A 14,549-nucleotide genomic window follows, 5' to 3' on the forward strand; every position below is an offset into this window, starting at 1 on the left:
CTTGCGTCGCAAGGTACCTCAAGAGACGGGCAGCGGCGGCCCGGTGACCAGCAGATCCGCGAGCAGGTCGCCGTGATCTTCCACCCGCTCCAGCACCTCAGCGGCGCCGAACTGCCGCGCCTGCTCGTCACCGAGCGCCATCGCCGAGACCTCGTCCCACGTCAGCGGCGTGGACGCGGTCGGTGCCGCCATCGCCCGCAACGAGTACGGCGCCACAGTCGTCTTGGCCGCGGCGTTCTGGCTCCAGTCGATGAACACCTTGCCGGGCCGGACCGCTTTCGCCATCTTCGCCGTGATGGAGCCCGGGACCTGCGCGGAGAGCTCCTCGGCGACCTTTTTGGCGTACCGGGAGACGACCTCGGAATCCTGCGTGCCGGAGATGGGCACGCACAGCTGCATGCCTTTCTTGCCGGAGGTCTTCGGGTACGCGCTCAGCCCGTCCCCGGCGAGCCGGTCGCGCATCAGCATCGCCACCGCGCAGCATTCCCGCAGTCCCGCCGGGGCGCCCGGGTCCAGATCCACGACCATCAGGTCCGGGTGCTCGCCGATGCGCCACTGTGGCGTGTGCAGTTCCAGCGACGCCAGGTTCGCCACCCAGACGAGCGTCGCCAGCTCATCCACGACCACGAAGTCGATGGTTTCCCGGGACTTGGTGGAGCCGGGTACGGGCAGCGTTTCCAGCCGTACCCAGGAAGGGGTTCCGCCGGGCGCGTTCTTCTCGAAGAAATGCATACCGTCGACGCCGTTGGGATAGCGGATCCGGGTCAGCGCACGGTCCCGCAGGTGCGGGAGCAGCACCGGCGCGATCCGCGTGTAGTAGTCGACGACCTCGCCCTTGGTGAACCCCGCCTCCGGGTACATCAGCTTGTCCAGGTTAGACAGCTCCAGGTCGCGGCCCTCGATCTGGACGGCAAAGCGTTCCTTGGTCTTCGGCTTCGGTTTTCCGCCGCGGGCAGACTCAGCCACCATCGTCGTCCTCCACGCATTCCGCCGGCGACTTGTCGGGGCGCAGCCGCAGGAAACGCGGGAACCGCAGCCGGCCGTCCGGCGTACGGTTGCCGTAGCGCACCTCGACCACCAGGTCGGGCCTTACCCACTGCGCCCCACGGGCATCCTCGCGCGGCACGGCCCCCGGCGTGAACGGCGACTCGCGGGTGGCCAGCGGCTCCAGCACGGACAGGAGCTCGCGTTCCGCCGCCGCGCCGATCCCGCCGCCGACCCGGCCCCGGAAGAGCATCCGCCCGTCCGGCGCGGGTACGCCCACCAGCAGCCCGCCGAGCTTGCGCGCCCCGGATCGCCACCCGCCGATGACGTAGTCGCCGGTACGGTCGAACTTCACCTTGATCCAGTCCGGCGACCGCACCCCCGGCAGGTACGGCGTCCCCAGCCGCTTGGCGACCACGCCCTCGAGGCTGTTCTCCCGGGCGGCCGCCGCCGTGGCCGCGCCGTCGGGGAACGCCGGTGGCACCATCCACGGCCCCGCGCCCAGGTCCAGCCGCTCGAGGCGGGCGCGGCGTTCCTCGTACGGCAGGTCCAGCAGCCAGGCGCCGTCGTACCGGAGCAGGTCGAAGATCATGTACGTGGCCGGCAGCGTCACGGCCAGCCGGGCCGCCTTGCCGGTGTCCCGGACGTGCATGCGCTCGGCGAGCGACGTGAACGAGGGCCGCCCCGCCGCGTCGAGCACCACCATCTCGCCGTCCAGCACCGAGCCCGGCGGCAGCGTGAGCGCGGCGAGCTCGGGATAAGCAGGGGTCACGGACGCGCCGGAGCGCGCCCACAGCTGCGGCGGCCCGCCGGCAACGAAGGAGGCAAGGACGCGGACGCCGTCCCATTTGAACTCATAGCTCCACCCCGCGCCGGCCGGCAGCGGCCCCGCGGTCGCGAGCATGGGAGACAGGGGCGCGCCCGGCACCTGATCACCATAGGCACGAGCGAACACCTTACGCAGGCGTCTCACTAATGCCATCCTTGATCGAGGCGCAGCTCACGGGGGTAGGAGGCGAGTATGCGAGCGATCTGGAAGGGCGCGGTCTCGTTCGGCCTGGTGTCGATCGCTGTCAAGCTCTACTCGGCCACCGAGGAGAAGGACATCCGGTTCCACCAGGTGCACCGCACCGACGGGGGCCGGATCAAGTACCAGCGGACCTGCTCGATCGACGGCGAGGTGGTCAGCTACGACGACATCGCCAAGGGGTACGACATCGGCGGCGGCGAGATGGTCATCCTGACCGACGAGGACTTCGCCGAGCTCCCGCTCACCACGTCCCGGGCGATCGACGTGCTGCAGTTCGTGCCGGCCGAGCAGATCGACCCGCTGCTGTTCGCCAAGTCGTACTACCTCGAGCCCGAGGGCCAGGCGGCGAAGCCGTACGTGCTGCTCCGCGACGCCCTCAGCGAGGCCGACCGGGTGGCCATCGTCAAGATCGCACTGCGCCAGCGGGAGCAGCTCGCGACCCTGCGCGTCCACGACGACGTGCTGGTCCTCAACACCATGCTCTGGCCCGACGAGGTACGCACCCCCGACTTCGGCTTCCTCGACGACGACATCGAGACCCGCCCGGCCGAGCTGGCCATGGCGAGCTCGCTGATCGACTCGATGGCCGGCAGCTTCAAGCCGGAGGAGTTCACCGACAACTACCGGGCCGCGCTGCAGGAGGTCATCGACGCCAAGGTCGAGGGCCGCGAGATTGTCGCCCCGGAGGAGGCCGAGGAGGCCCCCGCCGCCGCGGTCGACCTGATGGCCGCGCTGAAGGCGTCTGTCGAGCGGGCCAAGGCCGCCCGCGGTGAAGCCGCCGAGGCCACCCCGATCAAGAAGGCGGCCCCGGCGAAGAAGGCGGCCGCCAAGAAGACCACCGCCGCGAAGAAGGCCACACCCGCCAGGAAAGCGGCGAAGAAGGCCTCGTGACTAATCTGGTCCCGTGGCATTGACGTGGGCTGAGTCTTATCTGGGCCGGGTACGCACCAGCGTCGGCGACACCGACACCCTGCTGTTCGTGGGGGCGCGCGGGGTCATCCTCGACGAGCAGGGGCGCCTGCTGCTGATCCAGCGCTCCGACAACCGCCGCTGGGCGATCCCGGCGGGCGCCATGGAGCTCGGCGAGAGCATGGAGGAGTGTGCGATCCGGGAGGTGTGGGAGGAGACGGGGCTGCGGGCCACCTCGCTGACGCCGTTCGCGTTCTACAGCGCGTACACGTACACCAACGAGTGGGGTCACACGTACCAGCAGATCCTCATGTCGTTCCGGATCCACGCCTGGGAGGGTGAGCTGCAGAAGGTGACCGAGGAATCGGTCGACGCCGGGTTCTTCCCGCTGGACGCGCTGCCCGGCCCCCAGTCGATGGTCATCGACGAGACGCTGGCCGACCTCGCCGCCTTCGAGTCCACCGGGCGCATGGTCCTCAAATAGGCTCGCCTGGACCGAACCCCGCGGGCAGGATGCGGGACGTGACCGACCGGCCCGGACGGCGGCGGCTGGGGCTCGACCTCACCCCGCTGCGCACCTCCCGCGACTTCCGCCTGGTGTTCTTCGGCGGCACGGTGTCGGGCGTCGGGTCGTTCATCACGTACGTCACCATCCCGTACCAGGTCGCGCGGCTCACCGACGATCCGCTGATGGTGGGGCTGCTCGGCGTCTGTGAGCTCGTACCCCTGCTCGTGATGGCCTTCGTGGGTGGCGCGCTCGCCGACTTCCTGGACCGCCGCCTGCTGGTCCGCGGCGGCGAGCTCGCCCTCGCCGGACTCTGCGGCATCCTGCTGCTCAACGCCCTCGACGACCGGCCGCACCTGTGGTTGTTGTTCCTGGTCGCGGCGCTCACCGCCACGGTCGACGGCGTCCAGCGGCCCGCCCTCGAGGCGATGGTCCCGCGCCTGGTCCGGCCGGAGGAGCTGCCGGCCACCATGGCGCTGCGCTCGCTCGGTATGCAGGTGGCCCAGCTCGGCGGGCCCGCGCTGGCCGGCGTCCTCATCGCGTCGGTCGACCTCACCCTGGTGTACGCGTTCGACCTCGTGACGTTCGTGGTCTCGGTGACCTGCCTGACGCTCGTGAAGGCGGTGCCGCCCCCGCCCGACGCGGACCGGCCGTCCCTGCGCTCGGTGGTCACCGGGCTGCGCTACGCCCGCAGCCGTCAGGAGCTGCTCGGCACGTACCTGGTCGACATCAACGCCATGTTCTTCGGCATGCCGCAGGCGCTGTACCCGTTCCTCGCGACCCAGCTCGGCGGTCCGCGCGTCCTCGGCCTGCTCTACGCGGCCCCGGCGGCCGGCGCCCTGCTCGCCACGCTGGCCTCGGGCTGGACCGGCCGGGTGCACCGCCACGGCCTCATGGTGATCATCGCCGCCGCGCTGTGGGGCGTCGGCATCGTCGGTGCCGGGCTGTCGGACATGCTCTGGCTGACGCTGTTCTGCCTGGCCTTCGCGGGCGCCGCGGACATGATCTCCGGCATCTTCCGCATGGTGATCTGGAGCCAGACCATCCCGGACCACCTCCGCGGCCGGCTGGCCGGCATCGAGATGCTGTCGTACACGACCGGACCGCTGCTGGGCCAGCTCCGGTCGGGCCTGATGGCCCGCGGCCGGCTGGGCGTCTCCGGCTCGATCTGGGTGGGCGGCGTTCTCTGCATCATCGGTACGGCGGCCCTGGCGCTGGCCCTGCCGAAGTTCGTGCGGTACGACGCCAGGGAGCACCTGGTCGCCTCCTCACCTAGCGGCTGAGCAGGCCCGCGGCGATCCGGATGGCCGGGCGGTGCAGCACGTCGGCCATCGACAGCTCGCCGCGGCAGAACCTCTCGAACGCCCGCCACCCGACCGGCGTCCGCATCGCCGTGTGCATGAGCCGCTGGTGCCGCTCGAACACCCGCAGCAGCCGCCGCCCGGCCGCCATCTCCGGCGCCAGATGCCGCTCGACCAGCGCGTCGTACTCGGCCAGCCCGTCCGGGGTGCCGGCGCGGGCGGCCACCTCCCCGGCCCACGTTCCGGAGCGCAGCGCGAAGCTGATGCCCTCCCGGGTCCACGGCTCGAGCAGACCGGCGGCGTCGCCGACGACGAGGACGCGGCCCCGGCGCACCGGGGAACCGGCGCTGCGGCACCGGGTGAGGTGCCCGGAGTCCCGGACGACCCGGCGGTCCTGGAGGCCGAGCTGCGCGACGAACTGCGAAAGGTATTGCTTGGTCTCGGCGCCTTTGCCCTTCGCCATGATGACGCCCACGGTGAGCTCGTCGTCCTTCGGGAAGACCCACCCGTACGATCCCGGTACCGGACCCCAGTCGAGCACGACCCGCCCCCGGTACGCCGCCCGGTCCTCGGCCGTGGCGGCCACCTCGATCTCCAGCCCCAGGTCCTGCTGGTCGAACGCGACCCCGACGTGCCGGGAGCTGATCGCCGCGGAGCCGTCGGCGCCGATGACCGTCCGGGCCCGTACGACCTCACCGCCGGCCAGCACCACGGAGGCCGCCGCGTCGTCCTGGTCGATGGCCCGCACCTGGGCGTTCTGGCGTACGTGTGCCCCGGCCGCCACCGCCGCCTTGTACCAGGCGAAGTCGAAGTCGTCGCGCCGGACCATCGTCAGCAGTGGGCGCGGCGAGCGGCGGGTGACGCCGTGCCGCCCCCGGTCGGTGAAGGTGATCCCGGTGATCGTGTCGCGGGCCGGCACGGTCACCCGCGGGCCGGCGATCCCGAGGGACGTGCCGATCAGCCCGCCCCCGCACGTCTTGTAGCGCGGGTGCTCCGCGCGTTCCAGCACGATCGTCCGGGCACCGGCCGACGCCGCCGCATGGGCCGCCGCCAGGCCTCCCGGACCGCCGCCGACCACGGCCACGTCCCACTCCGCCACCACGTGCGCGAGTTTAACGATCGGCGCTGTGTACATCTGTACACTAGATATGTACGCTCGTACGCATGACCGGCTCCAGCATGCGCGAACGGATGCTCGCGGGAGAGCTCTACATCGCCGACGACCCCGAGCTGTTCCGCGACATGGAACGGGCCACCTCCCTGCGGCACCGCATCAACACGATGGACCCCACCGACCGCCCGGCGCTCCGCGCGCTGTTCACCGAGCTCCTCGGCGCGTACGGCGACGACAGCGAGATCCGGCCGCCCTTCAGCTGCGACTACGGCTACCAGACGTTCATCGGCGCCCGCACCTTCGCCAACTTCGGGCTGATGTGCCTCGACGTGGCCCGCATCACGATCGGCGACGACGTCCAGATCGGCCCGAACGTGCAGCTCCTCACCCCCACCCACCCGGTCGCGGCCGGTCCCCGCCGCCAGAAATGGGAGGCCGCGCTCCCGATCACCATCGGCGACAACGTCTGGCTGGGCGGCGGCGCCATCGTCCTGCCCGGCGTCACCATCGGCGACAACACGGTGGTCGGCGCGGGCGCGGTCGTGACCCGCGACCTCCCGGCGAACGTCGTGGCGGTCGGCAACCCGGCCCGCATCATCCGCGAGGTAGAGCCGTGACCGCCCCTTCCCGCCCGGTTCGGCGGCATGATCCGGACCGCCGATCGCGGATCATCGACGTCACCGTCGAGATCATCGCCGAGTGCGGCATCGCCCACACCACCCACCGCCGGATCGCCGCCGCCGCGGACGTACCGCTGGGGTCGTTGACCTATCACTTCAACGGCCTGGACGACCTGCTCGCGCAGGCCTTCCGCCGGCACGCGGAACGCATGTCCCGCGCCTACGAGGCGGCCTTCGACACCGTACGCACGCGCGAGGACTTCGTCGAAGCCGTCACGAACCTGATCCACAGCGACGCGGACGCCGACCCGCACGACTGGGCCGTGGCGTACGAGCTGTATCTGGCGGCGCTGCGCGACCCGGCGCTGCGCGAAGTCACCGAGTCGTGGATGCACACGAGCCGCGCGGTGCTCGAACGCTTCATCGACCCGACCACCGCCCGCGGCGTCGACGCCCTCATCGAGGGCCTGGTCATGCACAAGGTCCTCGCCACCACCCGAGGCGCCACCCGAGCCGAGACCCGGGACATCATCAGCCGCCTCGTACCCCTGGAAGCAGGATCATGACCACCACCACCCACCCCGCGTCCGCGACGGCGGCGGCCCGTGCCGTCTACATCGCCTTCATCGGCGCCGGCGTCGCCATGGCCTCGTGGGCCACCCGCATCCCCCAGGTACGCGACGGCCTCGGCCTCACCCCGTCCCGCCTGGGCATGGTGCTGCTCGCCATCGCCGCCGGCTCGATCATCTCGCTGGTCCTGGCCGGTCAGATCGTCGCCCGGTTCGGTTCCCGCCGCACGGTGGTGGCCATGGCGGCGCTCCTGGGCGTGGCGGTGACAACCGTCGCGCTGGGATATCCGTACGGCATCCCGCCCGTGGTCGTGGGCCTGTTCCTCTTCGGCTTCGCCAACGGCGCCTGGGACGTCGCGATGAACGTCCAGGGCGCGGTGGTGGAACGCCGCCTCGGCAAAGCGATCATGCCCCGCTTCCACGCGGGCTACAGCGTCGGCACGGTCGCGGGCGCCGCGGTGGGCGCGGCGGCGGTCGCCCTGCACATCTCGGTCACGGCCCACCTGATCGGCGCGGCCCTGCTGGTCGCGGCGGCCGTGATCGCATCGGTACGCACGTTCATCCCGGACGACTCCGACGCCCCGGCAGCGGCCCCGCACAGCTCCCCCGCCCCATCGTCCACCGGCGCGACGATGCTCACTGCCTGGCGGGAGCCCCGTACGCTGCTCATCGGTCTCTTCGTCCTGGCCTTCGCCTTCGCGGAGGGCGCGGGCATCGACTGGATCAGCGTCGCCATGATCGACGACTACGGTACGGCCGCGACGACCGGCACCCTCGCCTTCGCCCTCTTCCTGACGGCGATGACCGTGGGCCGCTGGTTCGGCCCGCCGCTGCTCGACCGCTACGGCCGCGTGGCGGTGCTGCGAGCCCTGGCCGTCCTCAGCCTCACCGGCCTGCTCATCTTCATCTTCGGCCCGAACACGGCCACAGCCTTCGCGGGCGCCCTGCTCTGGGGCCTCGGCGCATCCCTCGGCTTCCCGGTCGGCATGAGCGCCGCAGCGGACGACCCGTCCCGCGCGGCACCCCGGGTCAGCGTGGTGGCCTCGATCGGCTACTGCGCGTTCCTCGGCGGACCGCCTTTGATCGGCTTCCTCGGCGACCACATCACGGTCCTGAAGGGCCTGACGGCGGTGGCGATGGTCCTGGCCGTGGCCACCACGATCGCCGGATCGATCCGGCCTCTGCCGAACCCCGACCCCACGTCGCTCGAGTCCACCGGCTCGCCGGTGACCGTCCGCAACCCCGGGTAAGACGCGCCTGAACCACCGCCGGCTCCGGCCACAGGTGCACGATCGCACCGCGCCCGACCCAGGCCGCAGTGCCGTGCGGGCACTGCGGCCGTCCCGGCAGTGGCTGGTGGGGAGCCGCGGCCGGCCCCGGACCGGGGCTCGGCCGCATGAGGGCCTGCCCAGTCGACGTCCTTGTCGAAAGCGTCCGCCTCAGCCCAGGTCGAACTCCCCGCCACGGATCGCGTCGACGAAGGTGCTCCACTCGTCGGCCGAGAAGCGGAGTGGCGTGCCCTCCGTGTTCTTCGAGTCCCGGATCAGGTAGTCGTCGCCCACCTTGGCGACCTCCACACAGGTGCCGTTGGCGCAGCGCCGGCTTCGGCGCCAAACCGGCTGTTCCGTCGACTTAGCCATGTGGTGCTCCTCCGTGACGGTTGACGGCTCCACGGTAGGCGACATCGACGGGATGCGGCAGAAGGGCGCCGGTGAGTGAACCGCACTGAACACGGGATAAGCGGCTTATAACCCGATTTGTGAGTTAGGTTTGACCACTTCACGCACGGATTGGCATCTCTTTCGTGCGCGAAGCGGCTGATGAGTACTCCGGACGGCCTATTACCGCACTCCCGCGGACGACGGGAGTAGAGAGCCGGAGGTCACCTGCAAAGCGACAGGTATGCCGCCGGCCACCGACCGGAATGAGATCATCGCGCGATCAGCCGAACTCCCCCCGCTTGACGCCGTCGATGAAAGCGGCCCATTCCGCTGCGGTGAAACGGAGCGACGGAAGGTCCGGGACCTTCGAGTCCCGGACGAAGTACTGGCCCTCGCTCTCGGCCACCTCGACACAGGATTCGTTGGCGCACCGACTGCTCTTGCGCCACTCCAGCTTCGGAAACTCGATCATCTTCGCTCCTCCGTAGCGGGTACGTGCCCCACGGTAGGCGACGCCCGCACGGGCCAGCCGGGATCGGAAGGAGCGTCGTGATCAGGAGATCCGGAGCCGGACGCTATGACCGCCCTGCGCACGGTCTGTCACCTTCCATGCGCAGGGCGGTGCGACGCCGGAACCTAGAACTCGCCCGCCATCACGCCCGCGACGAAGTCCGTCCACTCCTGTTCCGTGAACGCCAGCGCCGGAACTCCGGGCTGCTTGGAGTCACGAACCAGGACGACACCGTCGTAACGGGCCACCTCGACGCAGGAGCAGTCGGCGCACCGGCTGCTCCTGCGCCACCGGGTCGGGGTACCACTGTCCATCTTCATCTGCAATTCTCCGTGAGTACGCACGACCATACCGGCCGCGCATACGTTGAATGAACTGATAACCAGGACGCAAGGTGTCCGTCTCCTTCCGCCCGATCCGCGAATCCGATTGTGTCGGTTTCGCCCTACTGCCGTCCCGCCGTGCTCCGGATATGGTTGTCCTGCACGGTGAATGGGGGTGACATGCTCAGGTGTTGCCGCTACGGTGCCGGCGATTCATATGGAACGCCCGACGCGAACTCCATAATAAGAGTTTCGCCGAGGGCCGGCATTGACTTCGAGAATACCGGGCACCACCGCCGGCCGCCAGCAATGCCGACACAATCAATACCCGGAGCACTCGATATTTTCTACGGTGACGACCACGTCAAACAATTGCGGTTGCCGGAACAAGCAGCCGGACGAGACGTCCGTGAGCGCCGGGCACATCCGGACCCGGTAGAACTCGCGAGCACGTGACGCATGGACCACGACCTCCGGTCACGCAGGTCAGCGACCTGGCCCGGAAGCATCCGGGGCACACGCTTTCCCGCACGTCGACAATCGAGCACAGCTGTGGATCAGAGCCGGACGGCGCATCGGCCCTCGAATAGCGAAATGGCCGCCGGGTCCCTCGAACATCGAACATTCGTCGAGGAAGCCCTGGCGGCCATCACATCATTCGAAGGTGAACTGACCCTCGTTGACTCCCCGCACGAAAGCGTCCCACTCATCCGGGGTGAAGCGCAGCGGCGCGACGGCCGGGCTTTTGGAATCGCGGATGAGGTACTCGTCGGCAACGCGCGTCACCTCGATGCAGGTGCCGTTGCTGCAATACGTGCTCTTACGCCACTCGGGCGTCTCGTTCATGGCCACGGTCTCTCCGATTCAGATGCGTGCCACCATTGGCACACCAGTCACATCATCAACGACTCATCAGCGGGTTGGTGATTTTGTCTCCAGTTCCTTGATACGGGTGTCGACGAAGTCGATCGTGTCGGCTTCGTTGGTCGACAGATTCCAAAGCTGTTCGAAACGGGAACGGTGCCGCGTGGTGCTCGCCTTGTCCTCGACGATCTCGTCGGTCATGGCGTTCTCGCGGTAGAGGACCTCGCTGTCGGCTCTGTTCTCGCTCAGCGCGACGAGGTCGTAGCTCCCGTTGTTGGGGATCGGGTAGTCCAGGTCGAACGGCAGCATGCGCAGATGGATGTGGTCCTGCGTGGCCAGCGTCTGCATCTCCTTCAGCTGGCCGGCGAAGACGGTCGGCCCACCGATCGGCCGCATGAAGACCGACTGCTCCAGAAGCACATAGACCTGCACGTCGTCCAGCCTGGCCATCAGGGTCTGGCGGCGCCGTTCCCGGGCCCGCAGCAGTACCTTGACCCGGTCGTCGCCGATGTCCTCGCGGAACTTCCCGGTCAGCGCCTCCGCGTACTGCGGAATCTGCAGGAAGCCGGGGAGGTAATAGATCGAGTAGGCGCGGATCGCCACCGCTTCGGCCTCGTACTCGATCAGGCGGCGGGTCGCGTCCGAGAGCTGATCGCGATACTCCTGCGCCTGGTACCAGGCCTGCCGCTGACGCATGCGCGCGACCTTTGCGGCGGTGAGCAGCTCGCTCACGCTGTCGCGGTCTTTGATGCCGTAATAGCCGAGCAGCGGGCGCAGATCGTTGGGGGCGATCGTCACATCGCCGTTCTCGATCCGGATGACCTTGCTGAGGGACCACTCCATCTCGTCCGCGACCTGCTGCTGCGTCAGCCCCTTGGCTTCGCGTGCCTCACGCAGAGCCAAGCGCACGCGTCTACGCGCGACGGTGGGCGTGACGGCCTCAGTCATAGGTCCTTCAGAGTTTCGATGGAGTGACGCGCGGAAGTTCCGATGAGAACGACGGCTGGAGCTGAGAACGACGGGATCGAGGCTGCGACCTCGCTGTCTGCCAGTACGCAGCAAGCGAGGTCGCGCGCCACTCTACTCATCGTCATATCAGAACGAACGAGCCCCTGCGCAAGGTTCATCGAAAAGAGACAAGTGAAGCGCTACGGACTCGCAGTGATCATCAGACGACTGCCAGGCCCCGTGCCGGCCGCGTCGGGCCGGTGTCCTCGATGGCCCGTCGCAGAGCCCTCGTGACCTGGTTGAACACCCGCGGATCGGGAGACGAGTACAGCAGCACCGGCATCCCCCGGTACGTACCCTGCAGACTCCACCGCCGAGCCGATCGACTGCTCCGCGCGGCTACCACTATCGAGGCGATGAGGGCCGCAACGGCGGCCGCCACGTAGCCGGCAGCGGGTCCGGCGATGCTCCAACTTGCCACCGTCAGAGTGACGAGCCCGGCCGCCGTCGCCGCCAGACCGGCGACGCTCGAGCCGGTCGGCTCTCCCCGTACGAGAGTGACGTCGCGGAGCTCCCGGACGGCGAACATCCGGGTGGAGCTCGGGGTGCGCCAGATGAAGTGATCGTCGGTGAGCAGTGCGTCGGGGCCTCGGTAATAGGTGCGCATGGAGCCACTCCTTCCATTCGCTTCGCGGGGAAGGAAAGTCGCGGCCGCGGCCGGCGCGTTTCCCGCCCTGCCCGAGAAGGTGTGCCGAGAGAGACGACGGCACCCGGTTGCCGCCGGGTGCCGGTGCTTCACCTCTCTCGTCTTCCCCCTTCTACCTGCGTCCAGTACAGCAGGCGAGGAAGCTGATCGCCATACCTCAACATGCCATATCGCAGATTGCGTACACGCAGGTCAGGCAGCGGCCGAGTCGTCCCATGACGACGGCGGCCGCGCATCCTCGATCGCCCGCCGCAAAGCGCGGCTGACCTGGTTGAACACGCGGCCGTCGAACGCTTCGTAGAGCCGAACCGCCTCGCCGCGGTACACACCCTCGAGCACCCACGCCCGGGGCCGGCCTCGCCGGTACATCGCCACGGCGGCGACCGCGAATCCCGAGGCGCCGAGGAATGCGACGCCGTACACCAGGGAAACCGATCCGAGGGACCAGGCTGCCGCGATCAGGAGCACGGCCGCACCGGCGGCGTACGCGACGGGCAGCCCGGAGTTGTCGGCCTGCGTGATGCAGACATTGCGCAGGTCGCGCACCTGAAAGGCCTTTGTCGCGCTCGGTGTGCGATGCACGAAGTGCTCACTGGTCACCATCGCGTCGGGCCCACGGTAGTAGAGGCGCATGCGATCACCCCTTTCCTGCTTCCAGCGCGGAAGCGAGGAGAGGAAAGGCGAGCCATCGTTGGCGCAGGGAAGGTTCCCCGCCTCGCTCGTACGTCACTCCGGGCGGTCCGGGAAGCCGACAACGGCACCCGGTTGCCGCCGGGTGCCGTTGCTGTCTCTTCCTCGGCTCCGCTTGCCCTCAGTACAGCACGCCACCGCGCTGTTCGCCACACTTCAACCTGCCACCTCGCAGATTGCGTACCGGCGGTCCGCGGGGTTCAGCGCGCCAGCAGGACCAGCGCCAGGGCGATCGCAGCCGGGATGACCTGCACGAACAGGATCCGGCGGGTGGCGGTCGCGGCACCATAAATTCCGGCGATCATGACGCAGCACAGGAAAAACACCTGGAACGCCAGGCTGCCCGAGATGAGACCATAGAAGAGGCCGGCCGCCAGGAAGCCGTTGTAGAGGCCCTGGTTCGCCGCCAGGGTGGCGCTCTGCGCCGCGAACTCTGGGGTGGTACCGAACGTGGCCCGCACCCGATCTGTCCGCCAGAGGAACATCTCCAGGACGAGAATGTAGACGTGGATGAGGGCTACGACGCCCACCATGATCTGCGCAGCCAGCTCCATGCGGCACACCTTATCGATCAAGAAATCGACTCCCGTAACCGCCGCCACCACGCGTTTCACCGTCATGGGCGCCGGGTAGGCCCAGGGACGATCGAGCGGCACGAACGGGACGAATGCAGCCGGACCACGGCCTGGGGAGGGTGAGCACCATGGAGAGCCGACTGAGAATCGCCGGCCAGGCGGTGCAACCCGTCCTTGTGATGTTCCCCTTGGGATTGTTCTCCATGGCCGTACTCTTCGACGTCGCAGATCTGCTCGGCGGCCCCGCCATTCTCGGCGCGCTCGCGTACTGGAACATCGTCGCCGGGCTGGTGGGCGGCGTGCTGGCCGCCCTCGCCGGAGCAGTCGATCTGATGTTCGTGCCGAACGGCACGGCCGCCAAGCGGATCGGCGTGCTGCAGAGCCTGGCCAACATGGGTGTCCTGATCCTCTTCGCGGTGATCCTCATGCTGCGCATGCGCACCCCCGACCGCGTGGCCGGCGGTGGCCTCCTCGCCGTCGAAATGCTCGCGCTCGCGGGCGCCGTCTTCGGCGCCTGGTACGGCGGCGAGCTCGTGAACCGCCGCGCTGCCACGTTTGCCCGTGCCCGCGCCGGGAACCGCTCCTACTGACGGGGCAACACCGCCGCGCGAAAGGGGAAACCGATAATGGCCACCTCCATCAAGGGCAAGCGGGTCGCCTTCCTCGCGACCGACGGCGTCGAGGAAGTGGAGTACACCGAGCCTCGTAAGGCCGTCGAATCGGCCGGTGGCACGGCCGAGCTCATCTCCATCAAGAACGGCGAGATCCAGGCCGTGAACCACATGGACAAGGCCGGCACGTACCCGGTGGAAAAGCAGGTGAAAGACGCCGACGCCGACCAGTACGACGCCCTTGTCCTGCCCGGCGGCGTCGCCAATCCGGACTTCCTGCGCACCGATGCGGACGCCGTCCGATTCGTTCGCTCGTTCTTCACCGCGGGCAAGCCGGTCGCGGCGATCTGCCACGGCCCCTGGACCCTGGTCGAGGCGGGCGTCGTCGACGGCCGCACGCTGACCAGCTGGCCCAGCCTGCGCACCGACCTCGCCAACGCCGGTGCCACATGGGTCGACGAAGAGGTCTACGTCGACCAGGGCCTGGTGACCAGCCGCAAACCCGACGACCTCCCCGCATTCTGCGCCAAGATGCTCGAGGAAATCGCCGAGGGCGCGCACGAGAAGCAGACCGCCTGACCCCATTCACGGGTACGGACACAGCAAACGAAAGTGGCGCACGGACGAA

At 69.0% G+C, this 14,549-nt stretch carries 19 protein-coding genes; 8 read left to right on the top strand and 11 right to left on the bottom strand.

The annotated features are described in order from the left end of the window. Positions 1 to 18 precede the first annotated feature (18 nt). Positions 19 to 969, bottom strand: a complete 951-nt coding sequence (gene ligD, locus IT780_RS39520; RefSeq protein ID WP_199517009.1) for a non-homologous end-joining DNA ligase — start codon at positions 967 to 969, stop codon at positions 19 to 21. Continuing rightward, on the bottom strand, positions 959 to 1,912 hold the full coding sequence (gene ligD / locus IT780_RS39525) for a non-homologous end-joining DNA ligase (protein WP_199517010.1): 954 nt from the start codon (positions 1,910 to 1,912) through the stop codon (positions 959 to 961). The genes ligD (IT780_RS39520) and ligD (IT780_RS39525) overlap by 11 nt, the downstream gene beginning before the upstream one ends. 93 nt (positions 1,913 to 2,005) lie before the next feature. Between ligD (IT780_RS39525) and ku the strand changes: the two genes are divergently transcribed. The 3 genes from ku to IT780_RS39540 are packed head-to-tail and all read left to right on the top strand — an operon-like array spanning position 2,006 to position 4,711. Next, positions 2,006 to 2,905: a non-homologous end joining protein Ku gene (gene ku, locus IT780_RS39530; RefSeq protein WP_199517011.1), complete on the top strand. Its 900-nt coding sequence runs from the start codon at positions 2,006 to 2,008 to the stop codon at positions 2,903 to 2,905. A gap of 13 nt (positions 2,906 to 2,918) precedes the next feature. After that, the gene (locus tag IT780_RS39535; RefSeq protein WP_199517012.1) at positions 2,919 to 3,407 is read left to right on the top strand and encodes an NUDIX domain-containing protein; all 489 of its coding nucleotides are present in this window, start codon (positions 2,919 to 2,921) and stop codon (positions 3,405 to 3,407) included. Between the two features lie 38 nt (positions 3,408 to 3,445). Beyond that, positions 3,446 to 4,711: an MFS transporter gene (locus IT780_RS39540; RefSeq protein WP_372443910.1), complete on the top strand. Its 1,266-nt coding sequence runs from the start codon at positions 3,446 to 3,448 to the stop codon at positions 4,709 to 4,711. Here IT780_RS39540 and IT780_RS39545 read toward each other — a convergent pair. Continuing rightward, positions 4,701 to 5,828: a geranylgeranyl reductase family protein gene (locus tag IT780_RS39545; protein WP_372443913.1), complete on the bottom strand. Its 1,128-nt coding sequence runs from the start codon at positions 5,826 to 5,828 to the stop codon at positions 4,701 to 4,703. The two genes, IT780_RS39540 and IT780_RS39545, sit on opposite strands and share 11 nt — an antisense overlap. 65 nt (positions 5,829 to 5,893) lie before the next feature. Here IT780_RS39545 and IT780_RS39550 point away from each other — a divergent pair, with 65 nt between their 5' ends. Genes IT780_RS39550 through IT780_RS39560 form a run of 3 tightly spaced genes read left to right on the top strand, consistent with a single transcriptional unit; the run spans position 5,894 to position 8,282 of the window. Further along, complete coding sequence (locus IT780_RS39550) at positions 5,894 to 6,460, top strand: sugar O-acetyltransferase (RefSeq protein ID WP_233414263.1); 567 nt, start codon at positions 5,894 to 5,896, stop codon at positions 6,458 to 6,460. Beyond that, positions 6,457 to 7,029 carry a TetR/AcrR family transcriptional regulator gene (locus tag IT780_RS43375; protein WP_307831630.1) on the top strand — a complete coding sequence of 191 codons (573 nt, stop codon included), beginning with the start codon at positions 6,457 to 6,459 and terminating at the stop codon, positions 7,027 to 7,029. Before IT780_RS39550 ends, IT780_RS43375 begins: the two co-directional genes overlap by 4 nt. After that, positions 7,026 to 8,282 (top strand): MFS transporter, encoded by a 1,257-nt coding sequence (locus tag IT780_RS39560; protein ID WP_199517015.1) that lies wholly within the window; start codon positions 7,026 to 7,028, stop codon positions 8,280 to 8,282. The genes IT780_RS43375 and IT780_RS39560 overlap by 4 nt, the downstream gene beginning before the upstream one ends. A 189-nt stretch (positions 8,283 to 8,471) precedes the next feature. Here the strand turns inward: IT780_RS39560 and IT780_RS39565 are convergent, their stop codons facing one another. From IT780_RS39565 to IT780_RS39600, 8 genes are all read right to left on the bottom strand, one after another. Beyond that, positions 8,472 to 8,672 carry a DUF397 domain-containing protein gene (locus tag IT780_RS39565; protein ID WP_199517016.1) on the bottom strand — a complete coding sequence of 67 codons (201 nt, stop codon included), beginning with the start codon at positions 8,670 to 8,672 and terminating at the stop codon, positions 8,472 to 8,474. Between the two features lie 301 nt (positions 8,673 to 8,973). After that, positions 8,974 to 9,165, bottom strand: coding sequence for a DUF397 domain-containing protein (locus IT780_RS39570; RefSeq protein ID WP_199517017.1), 192 nt, complete (start codon positions 9,163 to 9,165; stop codon positions 8,974 to 8,976). A 164-nt stretch (positions 9,166 to 9,329) separates the two neighbouring features. Further along, entirely contained in the window at positions 9,330 to 9,524 is a 195-nt protein-coding gene (locus IT780_RS39575) for a DUF397 domain-containing protein (protein ID WP_199517018.1), read from the bottom strand. A 657-nt stretch (positions 9,525 to 10,181) separates the two neighbouring features. Beyond that, complete coding sequence (locus IT780_RS39580) at positions 10,182 to 10,373, bottom strand: DUF397 domain-containing protein (protein WP_199517033.1); 192 nt, start codon at positions 10,371 to 10,373, stop codon at positions 10,182 to 10,184. Positions 10,374 to 10,439: 66 nt separating this feature from the next. Next, entirely contained in the window at positions 10,440 to 11,339 is a 900-nt protein-coding gene (locus IT780_RS39585; RefSeq protein WP_199517019.1) for a helix-turn-helix domain-containing protein, read from the bottom strand. 220 nt (positions 11,340 to 11,559) lie between these two features. Continuing rightward, on the bottom strand, positions 11,560 to 12,006 hold the full coding sequence (locus IT780_RS39590) for a DUF6232 family protein (RefSeq protein WP_199517020.1): 447 nt from the start codon (positions 12,004 to 12,006) through the stop codon (positions 11,560 to 11,562). 231 nt (positions 12,007 to 12,237) lie between these two features. Continuing rightward, a complete protein-coding gene (locus tag IT780_RS39595) occupies positions 12,238 to 12,678 on the bottom strand; it encodes a DUF6232 family protein (protein ID WP_199517021.1) in 441 nt (146 codons plus the stop codon). 257 nt (positions 12,679 to 12,935) lie between these two features. Next, positions 12,936 to 13,355, bottom strand: coding sequence for a DUF1304 domain-containing protein (locus tag IT780_RS39600; RefSeq protein ID WP_233414264.1), 420 nt, complete (start codon positions 13,353 to 13,355; stop codon positions 12,936 to 12,938). An 83-nt stretch (positions 13,356 to 13,438) separates the two neighbouring features. On the opposite strand from IT780_RS39600, the gene IT780_RS39605 reads away from it, so the two are divergent. Both IT780_RS39605 and IT780_RS39610 read left to right on the top strand, forming a co-directional pair. Further along, on the top strand, positions 13,439 to 13,900 hold the full coding sequence (locus tag IT780_RS39605) for a DUF2231 domain-containing protein (protein WP_199517022.1): 462 nt from the start codon (positions 13,439 to 13,441) through the stop codon (positions 13,898 to 13,900). A 36-nt stretch (positions 13,901 to 13,936) separates the two neighbouring features. Beyond that, complete coding sequence (locus tag IT780_RS39610) at positions 13,937 to 14,500, top strand: type 1 glutamine amidotransferase domain-containing protein (RefSeq protein ID WP_199517023.1); 564 nt, start codon at positions 13,937 to 13,939, stop codon at positions 14,498 to 14,500. Positions 14,501 to 14,549: the final 49 nt, after the last annotated feature.

It is taken from the genome of Nucisporomicrobium flavum (genome assembly GCF_016464385.1).
GTDB lineage: Bacteria > Actinomycetota > Actinomycetes > Mycobacteriales > Micromonosporaceae > Actinoplanes > Actinoplanes flavus_A.

Coding starts and splice junctions, on each gene's coding strand:
- ligD (WP_199517009.1), bottom strand. CDS start 969: ATGGTGGCTGAGTCTGCCCGCGGCGGAAAACCGAAGCCGAAGACCAAG.
- ku (WP_199517011.1), top strand. CDS start 2,006: ATGCGAGCGATCTGGAAGGGCGCGGTCTCGTTCGGCCTGGTGTCGATC.
- IT780_RS39550 (WP_233414263.1), top strand. CDS start 5,894: ATGACCGGCTCCAGCATGCGCGAACGGATGCTCGCGGGAGAGCTCTAC.
- IT780_RS39560 (WP_199517015.1), top strand. CDS start 7,026: ATGACCACCACCACCCACCCCGCGTCCGCGACGGCGGCGGCCCGTGCC.
- IT780_RS39565 (WP_199517016.1), bottom strand. CDS start 8,672: ATGGCTAAGTCGACGGAACAGCCGGTTTGGCGCCGAAGCCGGCGCTGC.
- IT780_RS39570 (WP_199517017.1), bottom strand. CDS start 9,165: ATGATCGAGTTTCCGAAGCTGGAGTGGCGCAAGAGCAGTCGGTGCGCC.
- IT780_RS39575 (WP_199517018.1), bottom strand. CDS start 9,524: ATGAAGATGGACAGTGGTACCCCGACCCGGTGGCGCAGGAGCAGCCGG.
- IT780_RS39580 (WP_199517033.1), bottom strand. CDS start 10,373: ATGAACGAGACGCCCGAGTGGCGTAAGAGCACGTATTGCAGCAACGGC.
- IT780_RS39585 (WP_199517019.1), bottom strand. CDS start 11,339: ATGACTGAGGCCGTCACGCCCACCGTCGCGCGTAGACGCGTGCGCTTG.
- IT780_RS39590 (WP_199517020.1), bottom strand. CDS start 12,006: ATGCGCACCTATTACCGAGGCCCCGACGCACTGCTCACCGACGATCAC.
- IT780_RS39595 (WP_199517021.1), bottom strand. CDS start 12,678: ATGCGCCTCTACTACCGTGGGCCCGACGCGATGGTGACCAGTGAGCAC.
- IT780_RS39600 (WP_233414264.1), bottom strand. CDS start 13,355: ATGACGGTGAAACGCGTGGTGGCGGCGGTTACGGGAGTCGATTTCTTG.
- IT780_RS39605 (WP_199517022.1), top strand. CDS start 13,439: ATGGAGAGCCGACTGAGAATCGCCGGCCAGGCGGTGCAACCCGTCCTT.
- IT780_RS39610 (WP_199517023.1), top strand. CDS start 13,937: ATGGCCACCTCCATCAAGGGCAAGCGGGTCGCCTTCCTCGCGACCGAC.